This window comes from uncultured Thalassolituus sp. (genome assembly GCF_950066645.1).
Lineage (GTDB): Bacteria > Pseudomonadota > Gammaproteobacteria > Pseudomonadales > Oceanobacteraceae > Thalassolituus.
Genome location: NZ_CATMFB010000011.1, coordinates 56,485 through 81,720, shown reverse-complemented (window position 1 = coordinate 81,720; position 25,236 = coordinate 56,485). Strand labels below are relative to the sequence as shown.

General features: G+C 50.8%; 30 protein-coding genes and 1 pseudogene. 23 read left to right on the top strand and 8 right to left on the bottom strand.

The features are described 5' to 3' along the window. Nucleotides 1-27 precede the first annotated feature (27 nt). The 3 genes from Q1L85_RS11340 to Q1L85_RS11330 all read left to right on the top strand — a co-directional run bounded on the left by Q1L85_RS11340 (nucleotide 28) and on the right by Q1L85_RS11330 (nucleotide 3,658). Nucleotides 28-708, top strand: coding sequence for a zinc metallopeptidase (locus Q1L85_RS11340; protein ID WP_300426883.1), 681 nt, complete (start codon nucleotides 28-30; stop codon nucleotides 706-708). 75 nt (nucleotides 709-783) lie between these two features. Next, the gene (locus Q1L85_RS11335; protein ID WP_300433166.1) at nucleotides 784-2,847 is read left to right on the top strand and encodes a hypothetical protein; all 2,064 of its coding nucleotides are present in this window, start codon (nucleotides 784-786) and stop codon (nucleotides 2,845-2,847) included. Further along, nucleotides 2,840-3,658 (top strand): mechanosensitive ion channel family protein, encoded by an 819-nt coding sequence (locus Q1L85_RS11330; protein WP_300426885.1) that lies wholly within the window; start codon nucleotides 2,840-2,842, stop codon nucleotides 3,656-3,658. Before Q1L85_RS11335 ends, Q1L85_RS11330 begins: the two co-directional genes overlap by 8 nt. 27 nt (nucleotides 3,659-3,685) lie before the next feature. Here the strand turns inward: Q1L85_RS11330 and Q1L85_RS11325 are convergent, their stop codons facing one another. Continuing rightward, nucleotides 3,686-4,543, bottom strand: a complete 858-nt coding sequence (locus Q1L85_RS11325) for a sterol desaturase family protein (RefSeq protein WP_300426886.1) — start codon at nucleotides 4,541-4,543, stop codon at nucleotides 3,686-3,688. A gap of 106 nt (nucleotides 4,544-4,649) precedes the next feature. Between Q1L85_RS11325 and Q1L85_RS11320 the strand changes: the two genes are divergently transcribed. Further along, the gene (locus Q1L85_RS11320) at nucleotides 4,650-5,657 is read left to right on the top strand and encodes an AraC family transcriptional regulator (protein WP_300426888.1); all 1,008 of its coding nucleotides are present in this window, start codon (nucleotides 4,650-4,652) and stop codon (nucleotides 5,655-5,657) included. A gap of 7 nt (nucleotides 5,658-5,664) precedes the next feature. On the opposite strand, the gene Q1L85_RS11315 is transcribed toward Q1L85_RS11320, so the two are convergent. Together Q1L85_RS11315 and Q1L85_RS11310 are read right to left on the bottom strand one after the other, a co-directional pair. Then, the gene (locus tag Q1L85_RS11315; protein ID WP_300426889.1) at nucleotides 5,665-6,150 is read right to left on the bottom strand and encodes a phosphatidylglycerophosphatase A; all 486 of its coding nucleotides are present in this window, start codon (nucleotides 6,148-6,150) and stop codon (nucleotides 5,665-5,667) included. A 265-nt stretch (nucleotides 6,151-6,415) separates the two neighbouring features. Beyond that, nucleotides 6,416-6,990 (bottom strand): annotated as a pseudogene (locus tag Q1L85_RS11310) (tyrosine-type recombinase/integrase). A 486-nt stretch (nucleotides 6,991-7,476) separates the two neighbouring features. On the opposite strand from Q1L85_RS11310, the gene Q1L85_RS11305 reads away from it, so the two are divergent. The 14 genes from Q1L85_RS11305 (at nucleotide 7,477) to Q1L85_RS11240 (ending at nucleotide 16,140) form a co-directional block, all read left to right on the top strand. After that, a complete protein-coding gene (locus Q1L85_RS11305; protein ID WP_300426890.1) occupies nucleotides 7,477-7,737 on the top strand; it encodes a hypothetical protein in 261 nt (86 codons plus the stop codon). Nucleotides 7,738-7,843: 106 nt separating this feature from the next. After that, nucleotides 7,844-8,578: a hypothetical protein gene (locus Q1L85_RS11300; RefSeq protein ID WP_300426891.1), complete on the top strand. Its 735-nt coding sequence runs from the start codon at nucleotides 7,844-7,846 to the stop codon at nucleotides 8,576-8,578. Between the two features lie 73 nt (nucleotides 8,579-8,651). Next, on the top strand, nucleotides 8,652-8,900 hold the full coding sequence (locus Q1L85_RS11295) for a hypothetical protein (RefSeq protein ID WP_300426892.1): 249 nt from the start codon (nucleotides 8,652-8,654) through the stop codon (nucleotides 8,898-8,900). A 90-nt stretch (nucleotides 8,901-8,990) separates the two neighbouring features. Continuing rightward, entirely contained in the window at nucleotides 8,991-9,872 is an 882-nt protein-coding gene (locus Q1L85_RS11290) for a hypothetical protein (RefSeq protein ID WP_300426894.1), read from the top strand. 61 nt (nucleotides 9,873-9,933) lie between these two features. After that, nucleotides 9,934-10,296: a hypothetical protein gene (locus tag Q1L85_RS11285; RefSeq protein WP_300433161.1), complete on the top strand. Its 363-nt coding sequence runs from the start codon at nucleotides 9,934-9,936 to the stop codon at nucleotides 10,294-10,296. A 78-nt stretch (nucleotides 10,297-10,374) separates the two neighbouring features. Further along, a complete protein-coding gene (locus Q1L85_RS11280; RefSeq protein WP_300426897.1) occupies nucleotides 10,375-10,758 on the top strand; it encodes a hypothetical protein in 384 nt (127 codons plus the stop codon). A 94-nt stretch (nucleotides 10,759-10,852) separates the two neighbouring features. Further along, on the top strand, nucleotides 10,853-11,167 hold the full coding sequence (locus Q1L85_RS11275) for an Imm58 family immunity protein (protein ID WP_300433159.1): 315 nt from the start codon (nucleotides 10,853-10,855) through the stop codon (nucleotides 11,165-11,167). Between the two features lie 131 nt (nucleotides 11,168-11,298). Beyond that, the gene (locus Q1L85_RS11270; RefSeq protein ID WP_300426898.1) at nucleotides 11,299-11,700 is read left to right on the top strand and encodes an SRPBCC family protein; all 402 of its coding nucleotides are present in this window, start codon (nucleotides 11,299-11,301) and stop codon (nucleotides 11,698-11,700) included. Nucleotides 11,701-12,597: 897 nt separating this feature from the next. Beyond that, nucleotides 12,598-13,770, top strand: coding sequence for a VCBS repeat-containing protein (locus Q1L85_RS11265; RefSeq protein ID WP_300426899.1), 1,173 nt, complete (start codon nucleotides 12,598-12,600; stop codon nucleotides 13,768-13,770). Between the two features lie 170 nt (nucleotides 13,771-13,940). Further along, nucleotides 13,941-14,486, top strand: coding sequence for an NADPH-dependent FMN reductase (locus Q1L85_RS11260; protein WP_300426900.1), 546 nt, complete (start codon nucleotides 13,941-13,943; stop codon nucleotides 14,484-14,486). Nucleotides 14,487-14,590: 104 nt separating this feature from the next. Then, on the top strand, nucleotides 14,591-14,797 hold the full coding sequence (locus Q1L85_RS11255) for a PspC domain-containing protein (RefSeq protein ID WP_300426901.1): 207 nt from the start codon (nucleotides 14,591-14,593) through the stop codon (nucleotides 14,795-14,797). A gap of 31 nt (nucleotides 14,798-14,828) precedes the next feature. Then, entirely contained in the window at nucleotides 14,829-15,170 is a 342-nt protein-coding gene (locus Q1L85_RS11250) for a DUF2834 domain-containing protein (protein WP_300426902.1), read from the top strand. Between the two features lie 99 nt (nucleotides 15,171-15,269). Further along, nucleotides 15,270-15,425 carry a hypothetical protein gene (locus tag Q1L85_RS11245; protein WP_300426903.1) on the top strand — a complete coding sequence of 52 codons (156 nt, stop codon included), beginning with the start codon at nucleotides 15,270-15,272 and terminating at the stop codon, nucleotides 15,423-15,425. A 121-nt stretch (nucleotides 15,426-15,546) separates the two neighbouring features. After that, complete coding sequence (locus Q1L85_RS11240) at nucleotides 15,547-16,140, top strand: hypothetical protein (protein ID WP_300426904.1); 594 nt, start codon at nucleotides 15,547-15,549, stop codon at nucleotides 16,138-16,140. Here Q1L85_RS11240 and Q1L85_RS11235 read toward each other — a convergent pair whose 3' ends face one another. Then, nucleotides 16,141-18,348 carry a primosomal protein N' gene (locus tag Q1L85_RS11235; RefSeq protein ID WP_300426906.1) on the bottom strand — a complete coding sequence of 736 codons (2,208 nt, stop codon included), beginning with the start codon at nucleotides 18,346-18,348 and terminating at the stop codon, nucleotides 16,141-16,143. It lies immediately after the preceding gene. Between the two features lie 165 nt (nucleotides 18,349-18,513). Between Q1L85_RS11235 and rpmE the strand changes: the two genes are divergently transcribed. Both rpmE and Q1L85_RS11225 read left to right on the top strand, forming a co-directional pair. Beyond that, nucleotides 18,514-18,726 (top strand): 50S ribosomal protein L31, encoded by a 213-nt coding sequence (gene rpmE / locus Q1L85_RS11230; protein WP_300433155.1) that lies wholly within the window; start codon nucleotides 18,514-18,516, stop codon nucleotides 18,724-18,726. Nucleotides 18,727-18,843: 117 nt separating this feature from the next. After that, the gene (locus Q1L85_RS11225; protein WP_300433153.1) at nucleotides 18,844-19,359 is read left to right on the top strand and encodes a hypothetical protein; all 516 of its coding nucleotides are present in this window, start codon (nucleotides 18,844-18,846) and stop codon (nucleotides 19,357-19,359) included. Here Q1L85_RS11225 and Q1L85_RS11220 read toward each other — a convergent pair whose 3' ends face one another. From Q1L85_RS11220 to Q1L85_RS11205, 4 genes are all read right to left on the bottom strand, one after another. Continuing rightward, the gene (locus tag Q1L85_RS11220; RefSeq protein WP_300425236.1) at nucleotides 19,360-20,001 is read right to left on the bottom strand and encodes an MBL fold metallo-hydrolase; all 642 of its coding nucleotides are present in this window, start codon (nucleotides 19,999-20,001) and stop codon (nucleotides 19,360-19,362) included. A 22-nt stretch (nucleotides 20,002-20,023) separates the two neighbouring features. Then, entirely contained in the window at nucleotides 20,024-21,460 is a 1,437-nt protein-coding gene (locus tag Q1L85_RS11215) for a hypothetical protein (RefSeq protein ID WP_300425161.1), read from the bottom strand. Between the two features lie 83 nt (nucleotides 21,461-21,543). Next, a complete protein-coding gene (locus tag Q1L85_RS11210; protein WP_300425163.1) occupies nucleotides 21,544-22,119 on the bottom strand; it encodes an LPP20 family lipoprotein in 576 nt (191 codons plus the stop codon). A gap of 109 nt (nucleotides 22,120-22,228) precedes the next feature. After that, nucleotides 22,229-22,714, bottom strand: coding sequence for a peptidylprolyl isomerase (locus Q1L85_RS11205; protein ID WP_300425165.1), 486 nt, complete (start codon nucleotides 22,712-22,714; stop codon nucleotides 22,229-22,231). A gap of 162 nt (nucleotides 22,715-22,876) precedes the next feature. Between Q1L85_RS11205 and hslV the strand changes: the two genes are divergently transcribed. The 3 genes from hslV to Q1L85_RS11190 all read left to right on the top strand — a co-directional run bounded on the left by hslV (nucleotide 22,877) and on the right by Q1L85_RS11190 (nucleotide 25,236). Beyond that, nucleotides 22,877-23,413 (top strand): ATP-dependent protease subunit HslV, encoded by a 537-nt coding sequence (hslV, locus tag Q1L85_RS11200; protein ID WP_300425167.1) that lies wholly within the window; start codon nucleotides 22,877-22,879, stop codon nucleotides 23,411-23,413. Beyond that, nucleotides 23,410-24,744 (top strand): ATP-dependent protease ATPase subunit HslU, encoded by a 1,335-nt coding sequence (hslU, locus tag Q1L85_RS11195; RefSeq protein WP_300425169.1) that lies wholly within the window; start codon nucleotides 23,410-23,412, stop codon nucleotides 24,742-24,744. The genes hslV and hslU overlap by 4 nt, the downstream gene beginning before the upstream one ends. Nucleotides 24,745-24,864: 120 nt before the next feature. Beyond that, entirely contained in the window at nucleotides 24,865-25,236 is a 372-nt protein-coding gene (locus Q1L85_RS11190; protein ID WP_300425171.1) for a DUF971 domain-containing protein, read from the top strand.

The window sequence follows — 25,236 nt, the reverse complement described above, 5'->3', positions numbered from 1 at the left end:
GACCGTTCTTATATTCAGGAGAGTCTTATGTTACCCGCGATTCTGGCCGTGCTGCTGTTGCTGGGGCTGATGATACTTCCGCAATTCTGGATTAAGTACGTTCTTAACCGCCACAGCCGGGAGCGGAGCGACTTTCCCGGAACGGGCGGAGATATGGCGCGTCACCTGTTGGGGCTTCTGGATATCCCTGATGTTAAAGTCGAAGTGACAGACATGGGCGACCACTATGACCCTTCCAGTAAGGCCGTGCGCCTGACGGAAGATAAGCTCGACGGACGCACACTCACTGGTGTGGTTGTGGCGGCTCATGAAGTGGGACATGCTATTCAGCACCATCAGCGCGAAAGCATGTTTGGTCTGCGCTCTGGCCTGGGGGTGGTGACCACCATTTTCAGCCGGGCTGCCCCGGTGCTGTTAGTGGCCACCCCGCTACTGGTCTGGCTGAATCCGGCGTTTTCCCGTTGGGCATTGATCGCCGCTGTCGTCTCAATGGTGTTGAGTGTTCTGCTCAACCTGGTGACCCTGCCCGTTGAGTGGGACGCCAGTTTTGGAAAGGCACTGCCACTGCTGGAGAATGGTCGTTATCTGGATGATAAAGATATGCGCGCTGCACGTCAGATATTGATGGCGGCGGCGCTGACCTACGTCGCTGGCTCACTTGCGAGTCTGGTCAATCTGGGCGTGCTGGCCAGGGTGCTGCGACGTTAGGGGGCACAAAGCTATCTATCTGCGTTGGCTCTGCTAGCATAGCTGCTGCGATCTGGACTGGTAATGGACACCTGAATGACATCTTCTCTGCGCTTTGTCGGCGCTTTTATCGTGCTTTTGTTACTTTCTGCGTCACTGCTGGTGAATGCAGGTTTACCTGAGTGGCAATCGTACTCCGCGGTTTTTGAACGCGAGTGGCAGCAGCTCACCCGGGTTGGCGGTGATTTTATTGCCGCCTGGGACAAACTCTTCAGTGGCATGAGTGCGGGTGAGCGCGTTTCTGTGTTGATGAATACCGGCTTACCCTTATTACTGATCCTCCCGTTGCGGTGGCTGGCAAAATGGTTTGCCGACCGGTTGGCCAGAGCTCTGGGGGAGCTGCATAACAGGCTGGTATCGGGCAGCATCAAGCATAAAGGGCTGAGAGCAGTTACCCGATTTATTACCAGTATTACCCCACTGGTACCCTGGATAATTCTGCTGTGGGTAGCGATGCTGGTTCCTTCGCCGGACCGCGATATTAATGGCCCCGGTGGTGCGCTGCCGCTGTTGTTCAGTGTGTACGTTGTGTATGTGCTGGTCAATCTGTCGCTCGAATGGTTTCTGTTGAGCACCTGCCAGGGAGCCGGTCAGTATCTTAATGCCGAAAATACCGCGCTGCTGGAAAAACGCTCCCACCGCGTGACCTCGTGGCTGTTGTTCCCGTGGGTGGTTATTGCCCTGTCCGAATACCTGCTGAAAAGTGCTGTTATCAGCCAGTTGATCGGCGCGCTGGTGTGGGTGTTCAGCTGGCTGGTGATCAGCTTTTTGCTGCGCTTTTATCGGGAGTCACTGGTCACCAACCTCAAGCGTCTTACCCCAGAGCGTTTTGACCCTATGCTCGAGCCGATGGCCTCGGGCAAGCTCTCCGTACTGATACTGCCTTTGCTGATTCCCCTCAATCTGGTGTTGTTTCTGCAGGCATTTGTTGACCAGTTACTGGGTGAATTTCCCTGGTATCAGCGGCTCAGCGCGCGCTGGTTCCGGATGAAAAAGCAGGCGCTGGAAAGTGAGCCGGGCGACGACCCGAATGAACGTACCGATGAGAACTACCTGCGTTGGTTCCAGAGCTATGGCGAAGAAAATTTTCCGATCATCAGTACCGGTCTTGGGCCTGCGATCAGTAAATATTTTGAAGCCTGGCACAGCGATATTGATGATGACAACGTGCTGCTGATTGCGGGTGAGCCGGGAATCGGCAAGAAATCTGCCGTACGCAGATTCTGCAAAGAAGCTGAAGAAAAGCACGAAGGGTTGAAGATCCGCAAAATGGATATTCCAGCACGGACACTTGACCCTGCGGTGCTGCATTCGCTGATTGGTGCAGAGTTAGGAGTTGATCTGAGTGGTGGCCCGGCGGCCCTGGCCTCTGCCAGCGATAACATCGAGCCGACGCTACTGGTCATAAATAATGCAGAAAATCTGTTTCTTGCCGATGTCGGCTGCCTGGATGCGTGGCGTGCACTCCTGAGCCTGACCAATGCCCGGGCCCCTAACGTGTTCTGGCTGATCGTTATCAACAACCAGAGCTGGGCATATCTGTGTAACGTATTCGGGCGTGATTACCAGATGCGCAATGTCATCCGGGTAAAGCGCTGGACTCAGGCAGAGATACGCTCGTTGATCCTGTCCCGGAATCAGCAAAGCGGATACCGGCTTAAATACGACGATGTTCTGGTCGATCCCCGTGCGCCTGCCAATAACACACTTAAAAACGCCGAACAGCGTTATTTCAGCTTGCTGTGGGATGCCAGCCGGGGCGTCCCAGTTACGGCGTTGACTCTATGGCGTGCCTCTGTCGTGACCCGACGTGGCGAAGTCACGGTGAAGATTCCGCGCATGCCATCTGGCGTCAGGATTGAAAAGTCAGGCTCGCATCAGCTCTTTGTCTTTGCCGCCATAGTCACGCACGGTTCACTCGCTGCAGCAGAGCTGGTCAGAGTCACCAATATCCCTGAAAACGTCGTGCGCTTTGCTCTCAAAGCTGCGCTGGAAGACGAAGTGATCGAAAAAGGAGATGACGGGCGCTACCGCATTACCACACTCTGGTATCACACCGTCGTAAATATTCTGAACAGGATGAACATGCTCCATGAATGATACCAGCGGACTTGTCGATGGCCTGCTGAGTGTTGCAGGCATATTTAATTTTTATGCGATTTTTTTGTTACTGGCCGGCGGCGTAGCACTCTGGGCGGTGGCCCGCGCGTTAAATAACGTCAGTGTCCGTCTGATGGAAAAGATCCCGGCGCGGCGATTCTTTATTCTGCAGATATCCACACTGCTCAGCTTTGCGCTCTATATCTTCGGTACCGTCGGACTGCTGATCGGAGTATTACAGCCCCCAAAAGAATTAATTTTTGCCGCAGCGGGCTCTGTCGCTGTTGCGCTCGGTTTTGCATTAAAAGACATCGCCGCCTCGCTGGTGGCTGGCATACTGTTGTTATTTGATCGTCCGTTCCGGGTAGGTGACCGGGTGAGTTTTGGTGATACCTACGGCGAAATCGTTTCGATTGGATTGCGCACCGTACGGCTGGTGACGCTGGACGATAATCTCGTCACCATACCGAACTCGCGGTTTATTACAGACGTTGTTGCGTCAGGTAACGCCGGAGAGCTGGATATGATGGTCGTCGCAGACTTTCATCTGGCTCTGGATGCCGATATATCACAGGCACAAAAACTGATTGAAGAAGTGGTGGTGACCAGCCGTTACGCATACCTGAAAAAGCCAGTGGGCTTTGTGATGGAAGAAGTTGAAGTCGCTCATACGCTGGCGATCCGTTTGCGGGTGAAAGCGTATGTGCTGGATGTTCGCTATGAAAAAGCCTTCCAGAGCGACATCGTACTGCGATCGACCCAGCTTCTGAACGACCATGGCATCGCCCGCCCAAGATCGCCGCTGTCCTGACGGCAGATCACCTAAACTATGGCCGTTTCAGCGGCCATAGGTTTCTTCTACCCAGCTCGGGTGCTTCCAGATAATCCGAGGATCACGATAACGGATCACATCCCTGCACATGCTCACAAACTCCGTAAATACGAGGCGTACTGGGTTCAGTGTTGTTGCTGGTCGGTTATCTACCCCATAGCGGATTACTCCGGCGTCTTCTTCATCGACAAACGTACCGAAAATGCGATCCCAGACGATAAATACCCCGCCAAAATTGGTATCAATCTGTTTTGGGTTGCTGCCGTGGTGAACCCGGTGATGAGAGGGCGTATTAAATACAAACTCGAACCACGAAGGCAGGCGACGAACGGCTTCGGTGTGAACAAAAAACTGAATAAACAGGTTCAGTTCCAGCGCGACGATTGCGTACTTAAGCTCAAAGCCGATCAGGGCTGGCGGCAACAGAGACAGCAACATAATGCCGTTAAAAGAAACCACGGGCGTCTGACGCAGCGCAGTAGAAAAATTGTAGCGTTCCGAGCTGTGATGTACCCAGTGGCCCGCCCAGCCATAGCGTACCGTGTGCATAAAGCGGTGAACCCAATAAAAAGTAAAGTCGACCAGGACGAACAGCAACGCGAAATCGAACACTGCTGAACCCGATGTCCACTGCAGCCCCATCGACTGAGCCCCGAGATAAACGGCACTGCCGGCAACAATAAGAAAAGCAGCATCGCCAGTCTTATACAGCAGACCCGTTCCGATATTAGCCAGAGATTCTCTCAGGTTGTACGCGTCGTGTTTACCTTGCCGTATCAACCAGGTGCGTTCGGCAGCCATCACCAGCACGAATACTGGCCCAGCCAGTAAAATAAAAATCAAAGCTCCTATAAATTCACTCATCAGTCAGGCTCCACAGATTTGACACCTTGACTAATTTACCCAGAAACTGAGTCGCTATATTTGTATTTCATGCCAGGCTATTAGCATTTCATGCCAGGGGGGGAGTTTGAGCGTTGCGATCAGAGTGAATGGAAGTTGGGTGCGTCTACTGACCGACTGGATGGACCAGATTGGGCTGCATGCGCCTGACATTCGTGCAGAGATATCCGCTTACGGGCCTGCCGATGTGGTGCCAATTGAGCGCTGGCAGGCGCTGTTGCACCAGGCATTCAGCCTGCGCCCTGATGGAGCGTCCTGCTCGCTGGACGTCGCCCGGATGATTACGCCTCAGCACGTCGGTGTGCTCGGTTACCTGGTCATGGCGTGCGACAACCTTGGTGAAGCCATGCTCATCTACCAGCGCTATGAAACACTTTTCTATGGTGCGCCCATTGCAAGAACCCGAAATACTAACGGTGTGGCCGGTATTTTCTGGCAGCCAAAGTCACCGCTGCCGGCTGCAGAGGAAGTCGCGATAGCGGCCCTCGTTCACTTTATGCGGCTTCAGGTTAATGAAGCTCTGCATATTCCCCTGCGTTCAGTAAGCTTCTGCCACGAAGCAGACGACAGGCATCACCGCGCACTGGAAGCATTCTTTGAATGCCCCGTGATTATGGGGGCGGACCAGACGGGCATCGCTTTCCCGTATGAGGCGATGACAGTGCCATTGCGTCGCAGTGAGCCTGTGTTACGAGAGCTACTCGAAGCTCAGGCCGCAGCAATGCTCCGGGCTCTGCCTGAGGCCGAATCTGATGAGTTTGAACGTCAGGTCCAGGCCCAGCTTGTACGTATGCTTCCGGAAGGCGAGGCTGCCATCGGGCGACTGGCTCCACGCCTGCATTGCTCAGTCAGAACACTTCAGCGAAGATTGGGCGAGCGTGGCATTACCTGGAAGCAACTGCTTGACCGGACGCGTGAGCAGCTGGCGCATCAATATCTTGAAGATGAAGGACTGTCGCTGCTCGATATCGCATTATTGCTGGGGTACAGCGATCAGGGAACGTTTACCCGTTCTTTCCGGCGCTGGAGTGGTACGACACCGCTCGTATACCGGAAAACTCTGCTCAGTAAGTGACTCTGACTCAGATAAGGTATGCCGTTAGCTGCACAACAATTAAACCGAAGATACCAGCGATGACGTCGTCGATCATAATCCCGAACCCACCATGAACCTTGGCATCGAGCCACTTGATAGGCCATGGCTTTATGATGTCGAAGAAGCGGAATAAAGCAAAACCATAGGCCAGCCAGAGCATGTCAGTAGCCAGATCACCACTGAACGGAAGCCACAGCAGCGTAATCCAGACGCCAATCCATTCATCCCAAACGATACCGCCAAAATCATGTACCCCCATATCGCGGGATGTGATTTCGCAAATAACCACCCCAAAGGCAAAGCCTGCCAGCAGAACGCCCAGATAAGGAAGCGTTGGCACACCCTGCAGAAAAAACCACCACACAGGCAACGCCGCCAGCGTTCCCCAGGTGCCCGGCGCCTTCTTAGCCAGACCTGAGCCAAGACCAAACGCCAACAGGTGAATAGGGTTCTTCATATTCGGAGGTGTCATAACAAACTCAATACTGGTGTAAAAACAAAGCAGGCAGTATAGCCTGATTCAGGCGACACTGGTCATTCCCATAAGCTGCGTTGGGATTCTCACACGCTGTTATGTCATTCTCACAAGCTGTTATGTCATTCCTGCAAGCTGTTATGTCATTCCTGCAAGCTGTTATGTCATTCCCACAAGCTGTTATGTCATTCCCACAAGCTGTTATGTCATTCCCGCGAACGCGGGAACCCAGCGCCATGACTATTCACTCTACAGCAGCCGACTAAGCCGAAAGAAAATCCAACGGGCTGGACGTACCCGCAAAGTGCTGCCCGATCACATGCGTATAAATTTGAGTAGTCGCTACATCACTATGGCCCAGCAACTCCTGAACAGTGCGGATGTCACGACCACTTTTAAGTAGTTCAGTGGCAAAACTATGCCGGAAGGTATGGCCACTTCTATCGCAGGACGAAGCGTGGGATTCAGAATCGTAACCCGATCTTTTCCGCCCTTGCCGTCGCGAACTGTCAGTGTGCCCTGACTGAAGTTGAGATATTTACCCCTAAGGCGAAGACATTCCGTAATCCTCAAACCAGATCCAAATAACAGTGAAAAGATCAGTTTATCTCTGCCTTTCATTACACGCAGGATCGCGCCAACCTCACTGCTATTCAGGACTTCAGGAAGCCTTCTGGGCCGAGAAGCGAAGGTGAAGTTAAGATCACCCAGTGGCATCTCATGAAACTGGTTGTACAGAAATGCGATAGCGTTCAAGGCTATCTTTTGGGTATTGATTGCTACCTGACGCTTGACTGCAAGGTAGCCGAGATACTTCATAACCTCATCTGGACCCATATCTCGAGGGTGGCGATAATTGTGATACCGGATGTAATTTCTGATTCAATAAATATATGTCTTCTCTGTGCGGAGACTCATTCCTCTGAGCCTGATTGATGCACGTACTTCATTGAGAAATGGACTGCTTCCCATGCTAATCTTCCTCATGAAAATATACTGTATGTATAAACAGTATATTGAAGCGTTCTGGAAAATCAATGCGCGTTTGTATGACTCGTCAGTAGCTTATTGGCTCACTTTGTTATCTATCAATAATAAATAAACTATATAAATCAGAAGGTTATGGTGAGTCTCAGTGTGATAGTGTGCCAAATGTAAAGACGGTGCAGGTGTGTAAACGCGCACGCACACTTTCACACTGGCAATAGGCGTCGCCTCAGGCACTTTTCATAGTTCTGTCAGGGGGTTATGCTTAGACCATCGAAAGGAAGCGAGGCGTCAAAACGCGCACGCTCACGAATAAACTGTTAGAAGGATTAAATCGTGATTTTTAAGATACTTTTACTTGTTGGCTTACTTCAGTTGCTTTATAGAACTGAGAATCCATTTTTATGCTCTGCTACCTATGGCGTTGCTGCACTTTTGCTGGGCTTGATGTTCGGTGGCCAAATTGTAAGCGTTTTGATTATGTCCTTGATTGCCTTCGGGCTAGCGACAGCTTACTTTTGGCTTCTGAATGAATATCGAGATGGTGCTGCTCATTGGGGCATCATGATCGGCGGTCTAGTTATTGGAATCGTTTGACGTGCCTTCTAACAAGCGGCCGTTGAGGCCACTGAAAAGCGTGGCGGGACGCGTAAAAAGCACGCGCCCCAAGGCCGGGCGTTATTTGTATTAATTGCGAGGTTTCATGGAAGGTCCTGATAACGATTGGCGAATGGAGGATATTCACTATGTTGCTGAAGATACTCGTCTTTCAACAGGGCAGATTGCGCTGAAAGGCAGCCAAGTAACTCGATTATCTGTTGCAAAGGTCAATAAGAAGAAGGCAATTCGAATATTATTGCCAAACTCTACAGCACTGTTCTTGAATGCATCTCGTAGAGCTTGGATAGAAGCACAAGAAATTCGAAAGGCGTCTGGAATTGATCGTTCAATAAAAAAAGAAGTGATGTTTGTCACGACGCGGGACTCGTTCGATTATCTAGAGCGTGTTATGGAGTCAGTTGTCATGGCTCATTCTGCCATCGAATCGTTTGCAAACGAAAATATTCCGGTGGACTTCATTTATCATAAGCCTCGTCGTAGTGAATCAGTTTTAGAGGCGATGTCGAGCAAGGATATCGAAAGGTATTTGTCTCTGAGCGAAAAGTTGTCGTCAGTCTTACCGGAGTGTCTGCGTGTAGACTCGCCAAAGGGCAGCAAGTGCTGGCAAGGGTTCGTTGGATTAAAGTCTGTTCGTGATAGCCTTATCCATATGAAGAAAGATGATCGCAGGTCTTCTGGCCCTGAGATACCTACAGTCTGGCACGAATTATTGACTCAGCAGCCTCCTTATAGGCTGGCAAAGGATGTGTTTGACTATTTCATTAAAAATATGGATAAAACGGAGCCAAGATGGTATTCCGAATATCCAAGCAAATAACAAGCGAAGGCAGGCTGGGACGGCTTCGCCGCCCCTGCTTTGAGCGTTATGCAGCGCAAATAGGAAGTTCACTTTGGATGAAGTAGTAGGTGACGTATTTAAAGTGATTGGTAGGATTCTTGGGCAGATCGCTGTAGTGATTGTGTTTGAGTTACTCATAAAAGGTCCAGGCTATTTGCTTTGTAAATCCATAAATAAATCTGAGCCTGATCCTAATGGATTTTGCGCAGTTTTTTCTGGAATGTTGTTTTGGCTGGTACTTACTATACTGGTGCTCACCATATTGGCGATGATTTCCTATGGTGATGCACCCAATGCATAACAAACGGCCGTTGAAGCCACTGAAAAGCGTGGCGGGACGCGCAGAAAACGCGCGCCCCAAGGCCGGGCGTTATAAGTCCCTGAGGGAACTATGACCACTACATACTATGAGCACGATTTTGATAATCTTATTTTGATGTACGACGAAGTTTGTAATTGGTTTAGTGGGTTAGGATTTGAATATTCCAAAAACAGATATGGTATTTATAAGAGATGTTTTGAAAAGTTTATTGATCTAGCAGAAGGGAAAATAGTTGAAGATGACCTTCTTGGCTTTAAGAGGTCCTTTGATAATGCATATATTGAAGTAAATGAAATAATTAGAATTAAAAACTGTCTAAGCAATGTCGAGGTATCGGAGTTTCTTGATCAGGTTAAAAAAATAACTTCAGGGCAAGAGTTCAGAGGTAATACTGACAACGACCAAGCGAGAGACTTTCTCTTCGAATTATCTATTGCTAGTAGGTTTATACAAGCAGGTTACTCCGTAACTCTCAATGGAATTTGTGATGTTGTAGTTGATTTGATTGATGATGGAATGCTTTTTGTTGAGTGCAAGCGAGTTAAGTCTGAAGCTCAGATAGAGAAGAATGTAAAAAAAGCTAACAAACAAGTTTTGAAAAGAATTAGCTCAGAAAAATCAAGCAAAGTTCATGGGTTGGTGGCGGTGAACATCACTGATTTACTACCTGAAACAAATATGCTTTATCCTGATTCACAATCCGCAGCGACAGAAATTCATAGAGGTGTCTCAAACAATTATGTGAAAGCTAGGTTGGATCGGTTTAGTGCGGGGGCGAAAAAGAAGTGTTTTGGTGTAATGGTTGAAAGCCAAATTATGAACTATTTATCGGATAAATCATTAAAAAATGGCTTTGTTTATTCTAGGCATACTGAGTATTTGCCGTACACTGAAAACTCTATATTTAAGCGGTTGGCTCCAAAGCTCAGTAATCAAGATATAGTAAGGTGACTTATAACAAAGCATTGCAGCGGACAAGCCGCTGAATGCGGCGTTAGCAGTCATGCCAGATATGAACATCGAAATTGAAAGTTATTGGGAGCTACTGGCCTTACACAAGTCTTTGATGGCTGTGAAATTCGATAAGAACTCATGCCTACGAGAGGCTCAGGGTTCGCCATACACGGGTAGTCTTGCATTCAAAGTTTTTGATGAACTAGTGGCGGCTAGTAAAGAGCCTCAAGCGAAAAGCTGGCTAGAGTGGCAGGTTGCTGACAACACAAGAATTGAAACTGAGCTTTTACGCAAGCATATCCAAGAATCTGGGTGGTGGAGCGATGCCGGTCAAGATCAGAAAGAGAAATATGTTCGTGATTTTATGGCTCCACTTGTTCTCAATGATGAAGTGTTTAATGAAATCATCAATAACTGCTAACAAGCGGCCGTTGATGCCACTGAAAAGCGTGGCGGGACGCACAATAAAAGCGCGCGAAAAGGCCGGGCGTTAAGCATTATGAATAAATTCTTTACTTCGGTATTAGTACTCGCTTTCTTGGAAGTAAATGCTGATTGTGCTTTTCGTGAAAATAAATTTACATCTGAAGGTACAACGGAATACTTAATAACCTTAGTTTTGTCGGATGACATGACTATGCAAATCCAGCATGAGTCTTGGAAACCTGGAGAGGCTGATCTACCTATAGTGGAAATAATCAATGGAACTTGGAGCTGCAGAGGGAGTAACCTTGGTTTCTTCTATAGTAATATTGAGGATAGAGGCGTTTATCGTGTAGTGGGGGCTAACCCAAAAGGTCTTAATCCTGAGCAATGGGTTCTTTATATAACTCGTTCTGATGGCTTGCTTGGTGGTCTAATATTAACCGATTTCGAAATTTGAAAATGCATAAAAAAGCCAGCCAATTCGCCAGTAAGCTGGCTGGACTCGTTTCACTCGCCCTAGCTGGCAGGCGTTAAAAATCATCGAGTATAAAATGAATCAATGGAAATTATCATTTTTCGTAACTCTCACATTGTTGATCTTCAGTAATCTATTTTGGCTGTATTCGACAATTGATGCTGGTGTCACATACACATATCAGCAAGTAAGCCTGGATGAATTGAGTGAAGCCAATAGCTTCCTTGGTGAATTGGTCGTAAAAGGTGGCAAGGAGTATTCGCGAAAAGATATTTTGCATTTGTTAAGGCAGTCATATCCAAATGCGTTTATTGTAGAAGAAGGCAATAAAATTGTGGTAAACAACGTCACGTTCACCTTTGAAAGTGACAAGCTTAGCAAGGTTTACTAACGTGGCAACTTTTAACAAGCGCATGTTGATCAGCCGCTTCGCGGCTTGGGGCCTCCTTTCAGTCGGTTGATTGAAACGTTACTAGCCAGGAGGGTAAGCTCTACTGCATTAAAAGAAGAGAAGAACTCACTATGCAAGAAGTTCAGCATATCAGTATTTACATTGGGTGCCACCCTGAAGATGTCTATGAGTTTGCTTCAAAGCCAGATAATCTGCCGCTCTGGGCCACTGGTTTAGCAACCTCAGTGGTTAAAAGAGATGGAAATGTATGGGTGGCTGAGGCGCCCTTTGGGAAGGTAAAGATTAAATTTTCTGAGAGAAATGTTTTCGGCGTCATGGATCATGATGTCGAGCTTGACTCCGGTGTTGTAGTTCATAACCCCATGCGAGTCGTTCCCAACGGAGACGGGAGTGAGTTCATTTTTACCCTCCTGCGTCAGCCAGGTATATCCGAAGAACATTTTGCACAAGATAAAAATGCGGTTGAGAAGGATTTGAAAAAACTAAAAGAGATTCTTGAGGGCGGTGTTTAAATGACTTCATATGAAGCTACTAACAAGCAAGTCAGTTCTCGGCTGTCGCCGCAGGACTCGCGATCATTCGCCCCCCAAAACGCGGACGCTTTGCATCTGAGGAGTATTCGCTTGGCGCAGTAGTTCTCCGTTGTTTGCTAGTGCTTACAAATGGCATTTGGATTTACTCTGCAATTAATCTTTTTGCTACTCCAAAGTATCGCCAACTAGTAAAATATGAGGCCGAGAATAGAACACAAACGCTAATGATACAGTCAATATACCGAGGACTTCCGTCGTAAAGCAGTACGTTGCCCGTGATCTCGGTATTTTCCCGTTTAACTGGCGTCGTCAGTATGAGAGGCTCTCTTCTGATAAGCAGTTCAATTCAGTGCATGGCGTTTACTACACTTAGAAAATAAGTGAGAGGGTTGTACATATGCACTGTCTGTGGATTCTTGAGGAGCTCACCATCGCAGCGGTCTTTATATACTTCGAATGCTGCTAGTAAGTGCTTGCAGTGGCTCAGTAGCAGTATTTCACCGGATAGGGGCTTATCTTGTTGGTGTCACTGGTACCGGCCGCACAAACTACGGCCTGCCCCACATCAAGCCCGGTCCAGTTTTGATTTCTTAGTGTACTTCACGCGAATATCAACAGAGGTTGCTCTGCGGAGTTGTAGCCCCTAGTATGGGTAGCCAGGCATATCATTATAGCGGCGCTGCTTTATGTTAGGCTCGAAGTAGACCCGCCTGAGATCATCAACGTGCATTATAGAGTCATATTCGTGTTCGAACGTATTAAGAGAGCTATACGTAGCTTCTCTGAGCATTACCGCTTACTCGAAATGCGTGCCTGATACTATGTCTGTCTTTTATCTTGAGGGGCGGGCCAATACTAGAACCGGGAAGGCCAAGAATGAATAAGTTGATATTTGTTGTAACTTTAGTTGTATCTGTTTCGGGTTGCGGTGGAGGCTCAAAGAGCGATAGTAGCGATCTTGATTTAGATATTTCTCCGAATTTCAGTGCAGATGATGGTAGTTCTCATACGTTGCAATCAACGGCGCTGTATGTCGATCGGCAAGGAATCAGAACGGTACATTCCGGAACGTTTGCTCATGCCGTCAGTTATGCTGATTATGACAGGGATGGGGATATCGATGTCTTTATCTCTTCAGGAGATGGTAGTGAGGATGCAACACCTGCAGAGCTATATTTGAATGATGGTTCCGGCAACTTTACTCTGGATGCAAATTTTTTTAATGGTTCTCCCCCAGGACTAGTGCATCCAAGAAAGGCATTGACTGGCGATTTCAACAGTGACGGCGTTATGGATGCCTTTGTTATTGGGCATGGTTATGATCAGCCCCCATTTCCAGGTGAGGCTCCCTATGTAATGCTTTCTACAGGTAGCGGCTTCGTTCTTGGTAGCGGCTTGGAGGGCTATGTCGGTTTTCAGCATGGGGGCGCTTCAGCCGATATTGATGCTGATGGTGATATAGATATATTTGTGGCAGATACCTCGGAGTCATTCTTTTTAATCAATGATGGCTTGGGTAGCTTCACAAAAGATACATCAAGATTAGACGGTTTGAATGAATCTCCGTTATATACAGCAGAACTAGTGGATGTAGATAGCGACGGTTACATAGACCTCCTGGTGGCTGGACAAGAACCTGATGGATTTTCTTCGAAAGTGCTGTGGGGAGATAGAACGGGTTTTTACAGTGTCTCAAAGTCTACCGAACTACCTGCAGTAGCCAATAATGGAACAGTAATTGATATAGACGTTTCTGATATCGATCGCGATGGAGATAAGGATGTTGTACTAAACCGCACTGGCGACGGAGCGGGTTCTTTGGAGGCCTACCAAGGCTACTACATACAAATCATTGAGAACTCAGGTAGTCGATCGTTTTTGGATATCACTGCGCAGAATCTGGTAGCTGGAAGTAGTTCTTCAGAAATTTGGTTTGACTGGATAAGGTTATGGGATATCAATGAGGACGGCCATGTTGATATCGTCGTTGATGATGCTGCCCGGGGTCTTGTCTGGTACAACGACGGAAATGGAACCTTTCAGAAATAGCATCGCTGTTTGTTCCTTTTTGGCTCGTAGCATAGTGGCTCTCAAGAGCCACTTGTGCGGATTTCTCGCGATGCCAGTCACTATGATAGTTACGCCCCTGTTTTACTTTCACTTGCTTTTTTACTGCAAAGTGTCTGGATAGGAAGATTACTGAGCTTACAAGGATAGGTATGAAAATTTTGGGCATTTCAGGAAGTGCGCGTGAGGCGTCGACCAATACCGCGTTGCTTATCGCAATAAAGGGTTTTGCGCCCGATGGTGTAGAAATGCAGGTTTTTCATAGTCTTCATAAGCTCCCCGTATTTTCACCGGACCTCGAAGGAGAGCTGACCCCTGCACCAGTAAATGTTTTTCTGAGAGCTGTCTCGGAGTGCGATGCTTTGGTTATTTCCAGTCCTGAGTATGTTCGCTCGATACCAGGCGGTCTCAAGAATGCAATTGACTGGATGGTTTCTCGTTTTGAAATCGTTGGTAAGCCAATCGTTATGGTGCATGCCTCTCATCGCGGAGATGATATGCTGGCCTCACTCAGGGTGGTGTTGTCTACAGTAAGTAACAATTTTATCCAAGGCGTTTATTTGCGTATTCCGCTGGTAGGGAAGTCCCTTGATGAGGCAGGAGAGCGTCTCCGCCTCCCTGAGATTGAGTCTGAGATACGCTCGTTCTGGCGGGATCTTATGGCTGAGACACACTCTTGCACTGGTGCTCAGACTTGAAAGGGATAATATCAGGCAAGTTAGTGTGGATCCTGTTATCTGGTAGGTGACTGGTGTATCCGGGAGATGGCTTCAGTCTCACCTGACAATCAAAAGGAGATGTAATGAATATCCGGAAATCCCGAAATCGAATAATCGCGGGAGTTGCAGCTGGGATCGCTGAATATCAGGGGTGGAACGTCAGCCTTGTTCGCGGTCTGTGGATCATTGGTAGCCTCATTAGCGGTGGTACTGTCATTGTTGCGTACGGGCTGCTAGCCATGCTGATGCAACCTGCCAGCGACTTCGATATTAACGACTATCGGGACTAAGGGTGCGTTACCAATAGTCCAGGGAAATGTAATGAATGATTCTGTATTCCGTTGGCTGAACTATTTCTGCGCAGGTTTGTTCACGCTTGCGTTTATTTTCTTGGTTATTCCTGCGCTTTTGCAGGATTTCGACATCATCGGCGCTTTCGCAGCCGGCTTCGTAAATCCTTTTGCGAGTGGTTATTCCACCGATGTCATCGTCTGCTGGGCGGTGCTCGCAATCTGGGTCCGCTTTGAGGCGGTGCGTTATTCTGTGCGCCACGGTTGGGTCTGTCTGTTGCTGGGTATTGTCCCCGGAGTGGCGGTCGGTTTTGCCTTGTATCTGGTGTTGCGTCAGCATCAACTCACCGTTCGTGGTAGTGATCAGATGTGACAGGTGTTCAGGCTGATCCGGGATTGACCTGAGGGATAATTCAGGCATCCTGAAGAAACTCCGGTGGCTGACCGGAGATGTATTTTCTGGAGAACAAAGATGAGTGATGCTGTCGCAGAACAGAGCAATACTGAAACCAGCACAGATTGGGATGATGTGTCATTTCTTGATGATATGGAGCTGGGCGATATCGATCCGGAGTCCTACCAGGAGCAGGAAGACGAAGGCTGCGAAGGTGGTGCCTGTAAGATCTGACGCTCTTATCTGAACGAGTCTCTGCCCGGTGAGTGAGAACATGCCAGCCATCGGGTGCGGTTGTGACTCTTTGGGCTGCCTGCTAATCTGACACCTGTCTTTTATGTATACAGGAAGGATTATGTTCAGCGCAGTTGCTCGTCGTGTTTTGCTGATCGCAGTGTTGTGTGCGCCACAGGCTGCGTTCGCAGAAGCTCTGCCCAATGAGTTGATGCCGGTTATTGATGGTCAGCCATATGGCAACATCAATGTGGTGACAGGCCAGGCAGGCATTCGAACCATCAATTATTTTCGTGTTGAAGAAACTCCCACCGACTGGACCCGTAAAGGGACCTACACCCGGGTTCGTTCAGAATCCACGGGTGATGATCCTAAGAAAGTCGCAGCACAGTTGATTGGTGCTTTGCATAAGGTTGCCCCGAATACGGAATACAACCTGACCGGCAGTAAAGACGGTAAGACTTATATGCTCGATTTCGCCTATCTTAATCCCGGTACAGGTCAGGTTGAACTGTCTATGTATCGCCTGGAGGGCGCAGGAAAAGGCAAGGGTGTCTATAGCGTCAGTTTTGTTATGAAGGTTCCTTTCTCTACAGAAACTCAGGAGCAATCGGTAAAGCAGCTTACTCATCTGCGTGGTGTCACTTTGAACATTCTGTCGAAGTACGACATGGATACCGTTCGCGATATTCTGGACAGTCTGGCGGTACAGTAATCAGAGCGTATCCAACGGATCAACATCCAGGTGCCAACGCACTTTACTGAACCCTTTGATCCCTTCTAATTGTTTGACCGCAGCGTCCAGGGCCTGATGCAGGGCCTGGCGATGCGGGCAGAATATCTGCAGTTGATACCGGAATCGTCCGTTTCGCCTCTCCATGATTGCCGGAAAAGGCCCTAACAGGGTTAGCGGAGCATCTTTCTTGCCATATTGCCTCAGCCACTGCTGCATCAGGTGTCGCGCCTGCTCCAGAAAGCGCTGGGCCTGTGCTTTGTCTTCAGATTCGCTGCGTAACATGGCCATATAACTGTAGGGTGGCAGCTGCTGATCCAGACGTTCACGCAGCATCGACAGTGCTAAGGCATGGTAGCCATCATCAATCAGCAGATTCAGTTGGGGGTGGTCGGCATACAATGTCTGAATCCAGACATCCCCCGGGTCTTCGGCCCGGCCTGCGCGCCCTGCGACCTGTTTAATCAGCTGTGCTGAATGTTCCATACCACGGAAATCCGCGCTGAATAATCCGGCATCGCTGTCGAGAATGACTACGAGAGTAACGTCCGGAAAGTGGTGGCCTTTCGCCAGCATCTGCGTGCCCACCAGGATGCAGGGGTCGCCAGTGTGGATTTCATCAAACAGTTCGTCGAACGCTTGTTTGGTCCGCACTGTGTCGCGGTCTACCCGTTTGATCTTAGTGCTCGGAAACAAGGCTCCCAGATGCTCTTCAATCCGCTCTGTGCCCTGCCCGATGGCCTCAATGCCTGGCGAATGGCATTCAGGGCAGCTACGCGGCACAGGCTGTTGATGGTCACAGTGATGGCAGTGCAGATGTGGGGGATACTGATGCAGTGTCAGTCGCGCGTCGCAGCGCCGGCATTCGGCCATCCAACCGCACTGTTTGCAGGCAAGTAACGGTGCAAAGCCCCGGCGGTTAAGAAATACCAGGACCTGTTTGCCCCGGCTCAGGTGTTGATGCATGGCCGAGAGGACGGGTTCGGCAAATCCGTGAGTCAGCGGCTGATGCAGAATACTGTGCAGCTTCATGCCCGGAGGTCTGGCTTTGCCGGCTCGCCGTGTGAGCTTCAGATGCAGGTATTTGCCAGTAAGGGCGTTGTGCAACGTCTCCAGGCAGGGGGTGGCCGACCCCAGCAGTACAGGGACACCGGCCTGATGCGCTCTTACCAGAGCGAAGTCCCGGGCAGAATAGCGCAGGCCATCCTGCTGCTTGAACGAACCATCGTGCTCTTCATCAAGAATAATCAGGCCGAGATCCGGCAGTGGGGTAAACACCGCCGAGCGGGTGCCGATCAGAATGCGGGCGTGGCCTTCGCGTGCCTGACGCCAGCCTTGCAGGCGTTCGCGATCGTTGAGGCCCGAATGCAACAGGGCCACGGGCACGTTAAAGCGCTCCTGAAAGCGTCGCACCGTCTGAGGTGTCAGGCCAATCTCCGGGACGAGAACCAACGCCTGCTGGCCACGTGCAATGACCTGATCAATCAGCTGCAGGTACACCTCAGTTTTGCCAGAGCCGGTTACTCCTTCCAGCAGGGCCGCCTGAAACCGGCCCAGGCAGGCACTGATTTTATCAAGGGCAGTCTGCTGCTCACTGTTCAGTGGCAGTGGCGCGCGAACGCTTGAAGGCAGCTCCGGTAGCGGCAGGCGGGTGTCTTCCTGAATTAGCTCCAGTTCGGCTAAGCGTCGGCATTGGGCCAGAGAGTAGCCTTTGCCGGTGAGTTGTTTGTGGGCGATGTATGGCTGCTGGGCGAACAACTGCCAGAGCGCAGTCTGTTTACTGCCTTTCAGGTCTACCGGTCTGCCCGGGTCTGCGAGTCTTAACCAACCGGGTTCGTCCGCCTCGCTCAGTGCGGCGCCACGACGCAGCATGGTCGGAATCCAGTGTTCCAGCACATCCCCCAGGCTGTGGTGATAGTAATCTGCCATCCAGCGCGCCAGACGCAGATCATGAGCACTGAGCAGTGGCTGATCGTCCAGGCGGGCGAGTAAAGGCTTGAGCTTATCGCGCGGAACATCCGTGGTATTGCGTGTGCCAATGACGATACCGGTGAGCAACTGACGACCAAAATCAGCCCGGATTCGCTGTCCTGGCTGGTAGTTCTCTTGCGAATCGCCATCCACAGGAAGGTAGTCAAATGTGCGCAGAAGTGGCACGGGCAGGGCGATGTCGACAACAAAAAAGGACATGAAAAGGCTTGCTGATATGGAATGCTCTGGTATTATGCGCGTCCTTATGGCCCTTGCAAGGGCTGTTTCTGTTGAAAATTAGCCAGTAACGCGGTGCATGCCGATATTGGATAACCCCAGAGGTATCCCCGGAATGTGGCGGCGTGAAGACTGTGAGGTGATTTTATGAAAGACGGTATTCATCCTGAGTACGCTGCCCTGGAAGCAACCTGCTCCTGCGGTAACGTATTTACGACTAAGTCCACCAAGCCAGGCACTATCTACCTGGACGTATGTTCTGCATGCCACCCGTTCTACACTGGTAAGCAGAAAGTTGTTGATACCGGTGGCCGTATCGACAAATTCCAGAAGCGTTTCGCTGGCTTCGGCAAGAAGTAAGCAACCGCTCACAAAAAAGCCCGCTGATTGCGGGCTTTTTTGTGCCTGAAAGATACCTTCTGTCAGCAAACTGCTACGCTTAGAAAGTCAGTTAACGCAGTAAATGCAGGAATTCCGATGGAAGAAGAGAAAGAATACGACCTGAGTGAAGGGCAACGCCTGTCGCTGCTTGAGCGCGCGGTGTCGATGAATCGTAAGGTAGTTTTCGCTCTGGTTGGGGTTGCGGTGGTCGCGCTTTCAACCTTGTCGACTCTGGGTATTGTGGCTCTGATTGAGCCGGATGTGGAGTACGCGACCAAGGCCGAGGTTGCTGCGATCAGGCAGGAACATCAGGCTCTGCAGGCACAGATTCTGGCGTATGAGAAATCACTGGAGCAATACCGGAAGGTGCTGGACTCCAGTAGCGCGTCAGCGTTCAAAGAGATTCTTCTTGATCAGGAGCAGACCTATCAGATGCACCTGACCGCTCTGAAACAGGGGATGCGCGATCTGGCCAAGATGCTTCCGGGGTCGCGTACGTGGCTCGAGATGTATGACGAGCAGATGGACATCGCCATCGCCGAGAGTCAGGAGCGGGTTGCCCAGTTAGTGGCCTTACAGACCTCCGCACTGGGCAAGAAAAAGGCGAAGTAATCAGCCTCTGTGGTCGGACACAAACGGGTTGGTCTGACGCTCTTTGCCAAACGTACTGTTCGGGCCATGCCCACAGATAAATTCTATGTCGTCGCCCAGCGGGAAGAGTTTGCCCCGGATCGACGCGACCAGTTCGTCGAAATTACCTCTCGGAAAGTCTGTGCGCCCGATCGAGCCATTAAAAATAACATCCCCCACGAGGGCGAGTTTTGCGTTGGGGTCAAAGAACACGACATGCCCCGGTGTATGCCCGGGTGTATGAATCACCTGAAGGGTCACCTTACCGACCGTCACAGTGTCGCCGTCGTTCAGCCACTGGTCAGGCGTGAAGGCTTCGGCTTTTGGAAAGCCAAACATCATTGATTGCTGTGGCAGTGACTGGATCCAGAATTCATCTTCTTTCTGTGGGCCAATGACCGGGATATCAAGATCGCGAGCCAGCGCAGCCGTGCCGCCGGCGTGGTCGATGTGCGCGTGGGTGAGAAGAATTTTTACCGGCTTTGCCCCCATCTTTTCCAGCTGACTACGCACCCGGGGCAGGTCACCACCAGGGTCGACAATGGCTGCTTGCTGGGTTTCCTGACACATCAGAATTGTGCAGTTCTGTTCAAAGGCAGTCACAGGGACCACGGCGACACTCAGTGGCATATCTCTCTCCGGCGGCTCAATCAAAGAGACCGATAATCTGCGGTGTTGTCTGGGCGTATTCAGGCATGGTCATGCCTGCGCTCGCATTTATATATGTTGGATCGGTCACGGTATAGCGACGCGCATTGTACATCAGGCTGTCACCGTTAACCTCTTTGCTGAAAGCGACCGCGGCCGCGACGTGTCCGGGATAATCAAGCAGAACCACGGGCAGGCCGAGCAGATCATGAACCAGTTGACTGAACAGGGCTGCACGGTCCTCGCAGTCAGAGGCGGCATAGTGCAGTGTTTCAAGCGGGAACAGGTAATTCTCTTCGCGGAACTGCTGCTCATCCGTCTTATATTCGAAGGCGTTCTGAACGAAGTGGAGGAGCAGATTGACGGCCTGTACTTCATCTTTGCCTTGTACAAGCGGAATCAGTTGTTGGATCACTGCAGAACGGGTTTCCGCGGGCAGTTCAAGGACTGGATAACGCGGCAGAGCCAGTTGAGGCAGGCTGTTGAGATAGTCGATCTGCGCTTGGGGGTAATGATAACTCAGCGTGACGGGCGTCCCGTTCTGGTTGAACGTCAGTGTGCGCTCACTTTGTGGGCCTGAGGCAACAAAATGTTCGGGTACACGGAAACGCACAGCCGTCGTCGCCGTTTCATGTTGCCCGTTGTAGGTGAATAACTTTCCGCTGACGGGCGCTCGCTGACTGACCGGCAGGTTGTAATAGCGCTTACCCGCTAGGGTAAAAAAGGTGACGCCAAAGACATCATCGTCTGCGGGTAACAACAGGTGCAGATGGTTGTTATAAGCCAGGCGTGCGTCGTAACCGAGTTTGACCAGCAGAAACCAGGAGAGCAGAGTCTGGCTGTCCTGTTCTGGAGCCGTGGCAGAGGCGAAGTCGCTCACCAGTCGGGCGGTTGCCCAATCACTCAACCGCAGAGATTCCCGCCACTGCTCCAGTTGCTGCGTCGTTGGGCGATAGTCGCTGCCGGCGAGGGTTTCCCAGCCTTTTGCTATGCCTTCGGGAGACGGGCGTTTGCGAAAAGCGGTCTGCATTGTTTCAACGTAAGGCAGGGACAGTCGGTGGCCGTAGAAATTCAACCGTGTGGCTTTGCCACTGACGGGCCTGACCGGAGGAGCCGTTACCGGAGGTTCGACCGGTGCAGGTGGGGTGACTGTGATCACTGGCGTGTCTGACGGCATATTGGCATCGGGCACCGATGGCGCTTCGGGAATGTGCACCGGTTTGGGCGAGGGGTCTTCCTGCGTACCGGGTAAGGTGTCGACTTCTTCCCAGCGCTGTTTCAGAAAGCCGATGAAGGCCTTGTCGTTTTCTTCCAGGTAGGTTCTGAATTCCTGGAGTTGGCCGGAGCGCCATTTTTCGTAGTCGCTCATGGCAGCCTTGTCTGCGTGAGACAGACTGGCGGATAACAGCAACGGAACGAGCATCAGTGATTTCATCGGAGGTCCTTTCTGGGCGTAAAAAAACCGGCACAGTCATCTGAGCCGGTTTTCTTTATAGCTAGTGAGTCGCGGTGTGCAGATCAGCGCATTTTCGCGATTTCTTCAGCCAGCTCGTCAAACGATTTTTCAGCCTGGAACTTCTGCCACAGTGCTTTTTCGTTGTTCATCGAAGTTTTCAGAGCCTGTTCAGCAATCTGAGTCACTGTGTCGGCGTCGAGGCCAACCAGAACAACCATGCCGCCGCTTGGGGTCGGGCGCTGCTTGTAGATCTTGCTGCCCTGAAGCTGTTGCTTGGTGATCTGTTTGGTCACAGAGGTATTTACCATGTCGACCGTTTCATCATCACCAGCACCTGTGGTTTCAGTGTACTGCTTGATCATGTTCTGAACTTCGACCTGCATGGTCTGAGCCAGTTCAACACGTGCAGCGGTGGCAGCCATCTGCTTCATAAAGTTAGCGCCAGCGGCCGATTTATCGGCGTAGCCAACGGCGGTCAGATCCACGCCATCCACCGGAGCACCACACACCCATTCCGGTGCTGGCTGGTTGCTGCCATCGGCAAATACGCAATCAGCAACCTGAGGTGCAGGCTCATTAGAAGAACAGGCAACCAGCAGGGTAGCTGCCGCAGCAGTGAAAAGGTGACGGATGTTCATTCCGAGTCTCCTTACTTCAGATTGTTGAGTCATTGTTGCGTCCGAGCATAGCGGATGGATTTTTAAATTACCACCGCGCTCGTGTCAGCTTTTGAAACCGGTTCTTGGGTCAGTGCTGGTGACCGCCAAGGCCGTGTGCATGGCCGTGATCCAGCTCTTCTGCGGTGGCTGCCCGTACGTCGACAACGTCGACTTCAAACTGAAGGGTTTTGCCGGCAAACGGGTGATTGGTATCGACATCCGCCATAAAGCGGCCCACTTTTACGATAGTGACCTGACGCACGCCCTGTTCGGTATGCACAGAAGCCACCATGCCTTTTTTCCAGACTTTAGCGCCCTGCAGATGCTTGACTGGCACGCGCTGGACAGAGCCTTCGATCCGGTGGCCATAACCGTCTTCTGGGGTAATTGTGATATCGATGTGGTCGCCGGCTTCTTTACCTTCGACGGCGTCTTCGAAGCCCTGGATCATGTTGCGGTGCCCTTGCAGGTAAGCCACCGGGTGCCCTTCCTGGCGGGTGGTTTCAATCAGGTTGCCGTCGGCATCTTTCAGTGTGTAGTGCAGTTGTACGGCTGTGTCTTTGGCGATTTTCATTCGTTATATCCCGTTATCGTGCGTTTCTGGCGGCAAGTATCGGTGCTCTCTCGGTGTCAATCAACTGCAAATAGGGGGCGACAGAAAGTCAGGAGTAACGCTCTTGAAGTTGGCGCTGTGCCCCCCATATAAGTTCTTCATCTATCAATCAGGACAGGTTTCATGACAACGATAGTATCCGTTCGCCGTGGTAACGAAGTGGTAATTGGCGGTGACGGTCAGGTTTCTCTGGGCAATACGGTAATGAAGGCTAATGCCCGCAAAGTGCGTCGTCTGTACGATGGTAAGGTTCTCGCCGGGTTCGCTGGCAGTACGGCTGACGCCTTTACTCTGTTTGAAAAATTTGAAGCTCAATTGCAGAAGCATCAGGGACAACTGACCCGTGCGGCGGTTGAGCTGGCGAAAGAATGGCGCTCGGACCGGGCGCTGCGCAAGCTGGAGGCCATTCTTGCCGTGGCTGATCACACGGCGTCGCTGATTATTACCGGCAACGGTGATGTACTGCAGCCAGAAAATGATCTGATTGGTGTGGGGTCGGGTGGTAACTATGCGCTGGCCGCCGCTCGTGCTCTTCAGGAAAACACCGAACTCAGCGCCCGCGATATTGTCGAGAAGAGTCTGAATATTGCTGGTGACATCTGTGTCTTTACCAACACCAACCTGACCATTGAAGTACTGAATTCAGGAGAAAACGCATGAGCCAGATGACACCGCGGGAAATTGTTCACGAACTGGATCAGCACATCATTGGACAGCACGATGCCAAGCGCGCCGTTGCGATCGCCCTGCGTAATCGCTGGCGCCGGATGCAGCTGGATGCAGAGCTGCGTGATGAAGTAACGCCAAAGAATATTCTGATGATTGGTCCGACCGGTGTAGGTAAAACCGAGATCGCACGTCGTCTGGCGAAACTGGCAAATGCGCCCTTTATTAAAGTAGAAGCCACCAAGTTCACAGAAGTCGGCTACGTCGGTAAAGACGTTGAATCTATCATCCGTGACCTGGTGGAAACGGGCATCAAACTGATGCGCGAACAGGAAATGAAAAAGGTACGCACCCGTGCCGAAGAGCGCGCAGAAGAACGGATTCTTGATGCGTTGCTGCCGCCACCGCGCGAAACCAGCTGGGATACTACTGAAGAGCCAAAGACCGACAGTGCGACGCGTCAGATTTTCCGCAAGAAACTGCGTGCCGGTGAGCTGAACGATAAAGAGATTGAGATCGATGTCTCGCAGGTCAATATGGGCGTGGAAATCATGGCGCCTCCCGGCATGGAAGAAATGACCAGCCAGTTGCAGAACATGTTTGCCAACATGGGGGGCGACAAAAAGACCAAACGCAAAATGAAGATTGCCGACGCCTATAAGCAACTCTGTGATGAAGAGGCCGGCAATCTGGTGAATATGGAAGAGCTGAAAGTACGGGCTCTGGAGCTGGTAGAGCAGAACGGAATCGTTTTCATCGATGAAATCGATAAAGTGGCGAAGCGTCAGGAAAGTGGATCTGGTGGTGATGTTTCACGCGAAGGCGTGCAGCGTGATCTGCTGCCACTGATCGAGGGCTGCACAGTAAGCACTAAGCACGGCATGATCAAAACCGATCATATTCTCTTTATTGCGTCCGGCGCTTTCCATCTGTCGAAGCCGTCGGATCTGATTCCTGAACTACAGGGTCGCCTGCCGATCCGTGTAGAGCTTCAGGCGCTTACGCCTCAGGACTTCGAGCGTATTCTGACCGAACCGAATGCCTCACTGACCGTGCAGTACAAAGCCTTGCTGAAAACCGAAGGCCTGGATATCGACTTCACTGCTGACGGTATCCGTCGTCTGGCGCAGATTGCGTTTGATGTGAACGAGAGCACCGAAAACATTGGTGCCCGTCGTCTTCACACTCTGATGGAGCGTCTGCTGGAGGCTGTGTCCTTTGATGCGACTGATCTGAAAGAGCCCGTGCTGATTGATGCGGCGTATGTCGATGACCGCCTCGGTGCGTTGGCACAGGATCAGGACCTCAGCCAGTTCATCCTCTGATCTGGTGATTGTCTGCTCTGATGCAGTACCGGCGCACCGCGCACCGGTACTGCATTACTTCCGCTTTTCCCAGTCTGGCAGGTACACTGTGGCAACTGAAACAGTACAGAGACAGACCGTATGATTCCCGCCGCCATAAAAGTCCGCAAAGCCAGCCGCTGTGTCGAGCTGACCTATGGTGATACGACGTACAGCCTCAGCTTTGAATTTCTGCGCGTATTCTCCCCTTCGGCAGAAGTGCGCGGGCATGGTGTCGGCAATGAAGTATTACAGTACGGTAAGAAAGACGTCGGGCTGCTGAGCATGGAACCGGCGGGTAATTACGCCCTCAAGCTGACGTTTGACGATGGCCATGACTCCGGATTGTACGACTGGAAGTATCTGCATCACCTTAGCCTCAATCAGGATTCTCTGTGGCAGGAGTATCTGCAGAAGCTGGAGGCCGCCGGTAAGCAGCGTGAGTCGACACAGATTAACTTCAGGTCACTTTAA

Bases quoted from the DNA above. Each gene is read 5' to 3' on its own strand.
- Q1L85_RS11315 (WP_300426889.1), bottom strand. From the start codon at position 6,150: ATGACACCTCCGAATATGAAGAACCCTATTCACCTGTTGGCGTTTGGT.
- Q1L85_RS11290 (WP_300426894.1), top strand. From the start codon at position 8,991: ATGACCACTACATACTATGAGCACGATTTTGATAATCTTATTTTGATG.
- rpmE (WP_300433155.1), top strand. From the start codon at position 18,514: ATGAAAGACGGTATTCATCCTGAGTACGCTGCCCTGGAAGCAACCTGC.
- Q1L85_RS11265 (WP_300426899.1), top strand. From the start codon at position 12,598: ATGAATAAGTTGATATTTGTTGTAACTTTAGTTGTATCTGTTTCGGGT.
- hslU (WP_300425169.1), top strand. From the start codon at position 23,410: ATGAGCCAGATGACACCGCGGGAAATTGTTCACGAACTGGATCAGCAC.
- Q1L85_RS11285 (WP_300433161.1), top strand. From the start codon at position 9,934: ATGAACATCGAAATTGAAAGTTATTGGGAGCTACTGGCCTTACACAAG.
- Q1L85_RS11325 (WP_300426886.1), bottom strand. From the start codon at position 4,543: ATGAGTGAATTTATAGGAGCTTTGATTTTTATTTTACTGGCTGGGCCA.
- Q1L85_RS11270 (WP_300426898.1), top strand. From the start codon at position 11,299: ATGCAAGAAGTTCAGCATATCAGTATTTACATTGGGTGCCACCCTGAA.
- Q1L85_RS11330 (WP_300426885.1), top strand. From the start codon at position 2,840: ATGAATGATACCAGCGGACTTGTCGATGGCCTGCTGAGTGTTGCAGGC.
- Q1L85_RS11260 (WP_300426900.1), top strand. From the start codon at position 13,941: ATGAAAATTTTGGGCATTTCAGGAAGTGCGCGTGAGGCGTCGACCAAT.
- Q1L85_RS11250 (WP_300426902.1), top strand. From the start codon at position 14,829: ATGAATGATTCTGTATTCCGTTGGCTGAACTATTTCTGCGCAGGTTTG.
- Q1L85_RS11235 (WP_300426906.1), bottom strand. From the start codon at position 18,348: ATGTCCTTTTTTGTTGTCGACATCGCCCTGCCCGTGCCACTTCTGCGC.
- Q1L85_RS11190 (WP_300425171.1), top strand. From the start codon at position 24,865: ATGATTCCCGCCGCCATAAAAGTCCGCAAAGCCAGCCGCTGTGTCGAG.
- Q1L85_RS11240 (WP_300426904.1), top strand. From the start codon at position 15,547: ATGTTCAGCGCAGTTGCTCGTCGTGTTTTGCTGATCGCAGTGTTGTGT.
- Q1L85_RS11300 (WP_300426891.1), top strand. From the start codon at position 7,844: ATGGAAGGTCCTGATAACGATTGGCGAATGGAGGATATTCACTATGTT.
- Q1L85_RS11245 (WP_300426903.1), top strand. From the start codon at position 15,270: ATGAGTGATGCTGTCGCAGAACAGAGCAATACTGAAACCAGCACAGAT.
- Q1L85_RS11210 (WP_300425163.1), bottom strand. From the start codon at position 22,119: ATGAACATCCGTCACCTTTTCACTGCTGCGGCAGCTACCCTGCTGGTT.
- hslV (WP_300425167.1), top strand. From the start codon at position 22,877: ATGACAACGATAGTATCCGTTCGCCGTGGTAACGAAGTGGTAATTGGC.
- Q1L85_RS11280 (WP_300426897.1), top strand. From the start codon at position 10,375: ATGAATAAATTCTTTACTTCGGTATTAGTACTCGCTTTCTTGGAAGTA.
- Q1L85_RS11205 (WP_300425165.1), bottom strand. From the start codon at position 22,714: ATGAAAATCGCCAAAGACACAGCCGTACAACTGCACTACACACTGAAA.
- Q1L85_RS11225 (WP_300433153.1), top strand. From the start codon at position 18,844: ATGGAAGAAGAGAAAGAATACGACCTGAGTGAAGGGCAACGCCTGTCG.
- Q1L85_RS11275 (WP_300433159.1), top strand. From the start codon at position 10,853: ATGAATCAATGGAAATTATCATTTTTCGTAACTCTCACATTGTTGATC.
- Q1L85_RS11340 (WP_300426883.1), top strand. From the start codon at position 28: ATGTTACCCGCGATTCTGGCCGTGCTGCTGTTGCTGGGGCTGATGATA.
- Q1L85_RS11215 (WP_300425161.1), bottom strand. From the start codon at position 21,460: ATGAAATCACTGATGCTCGTTCCGTTGCTGTTATCCGCCAGTCTGTCT.
- Q1L85_RS11255 (WP_300426901.1), top strand. From the start codon at position 14,591: ATGAATATCCGGAAATCCCGAAATCGAATAATCGCGGGAGTTGCAGCT.
- Q1L85_RS11335 (WP_300433166.1), top strand. From the start codon at position 784: ATGACATCTTCTCTGCGCTTTGTCGGCGCTTTTATCGTGCTTTTGTTA.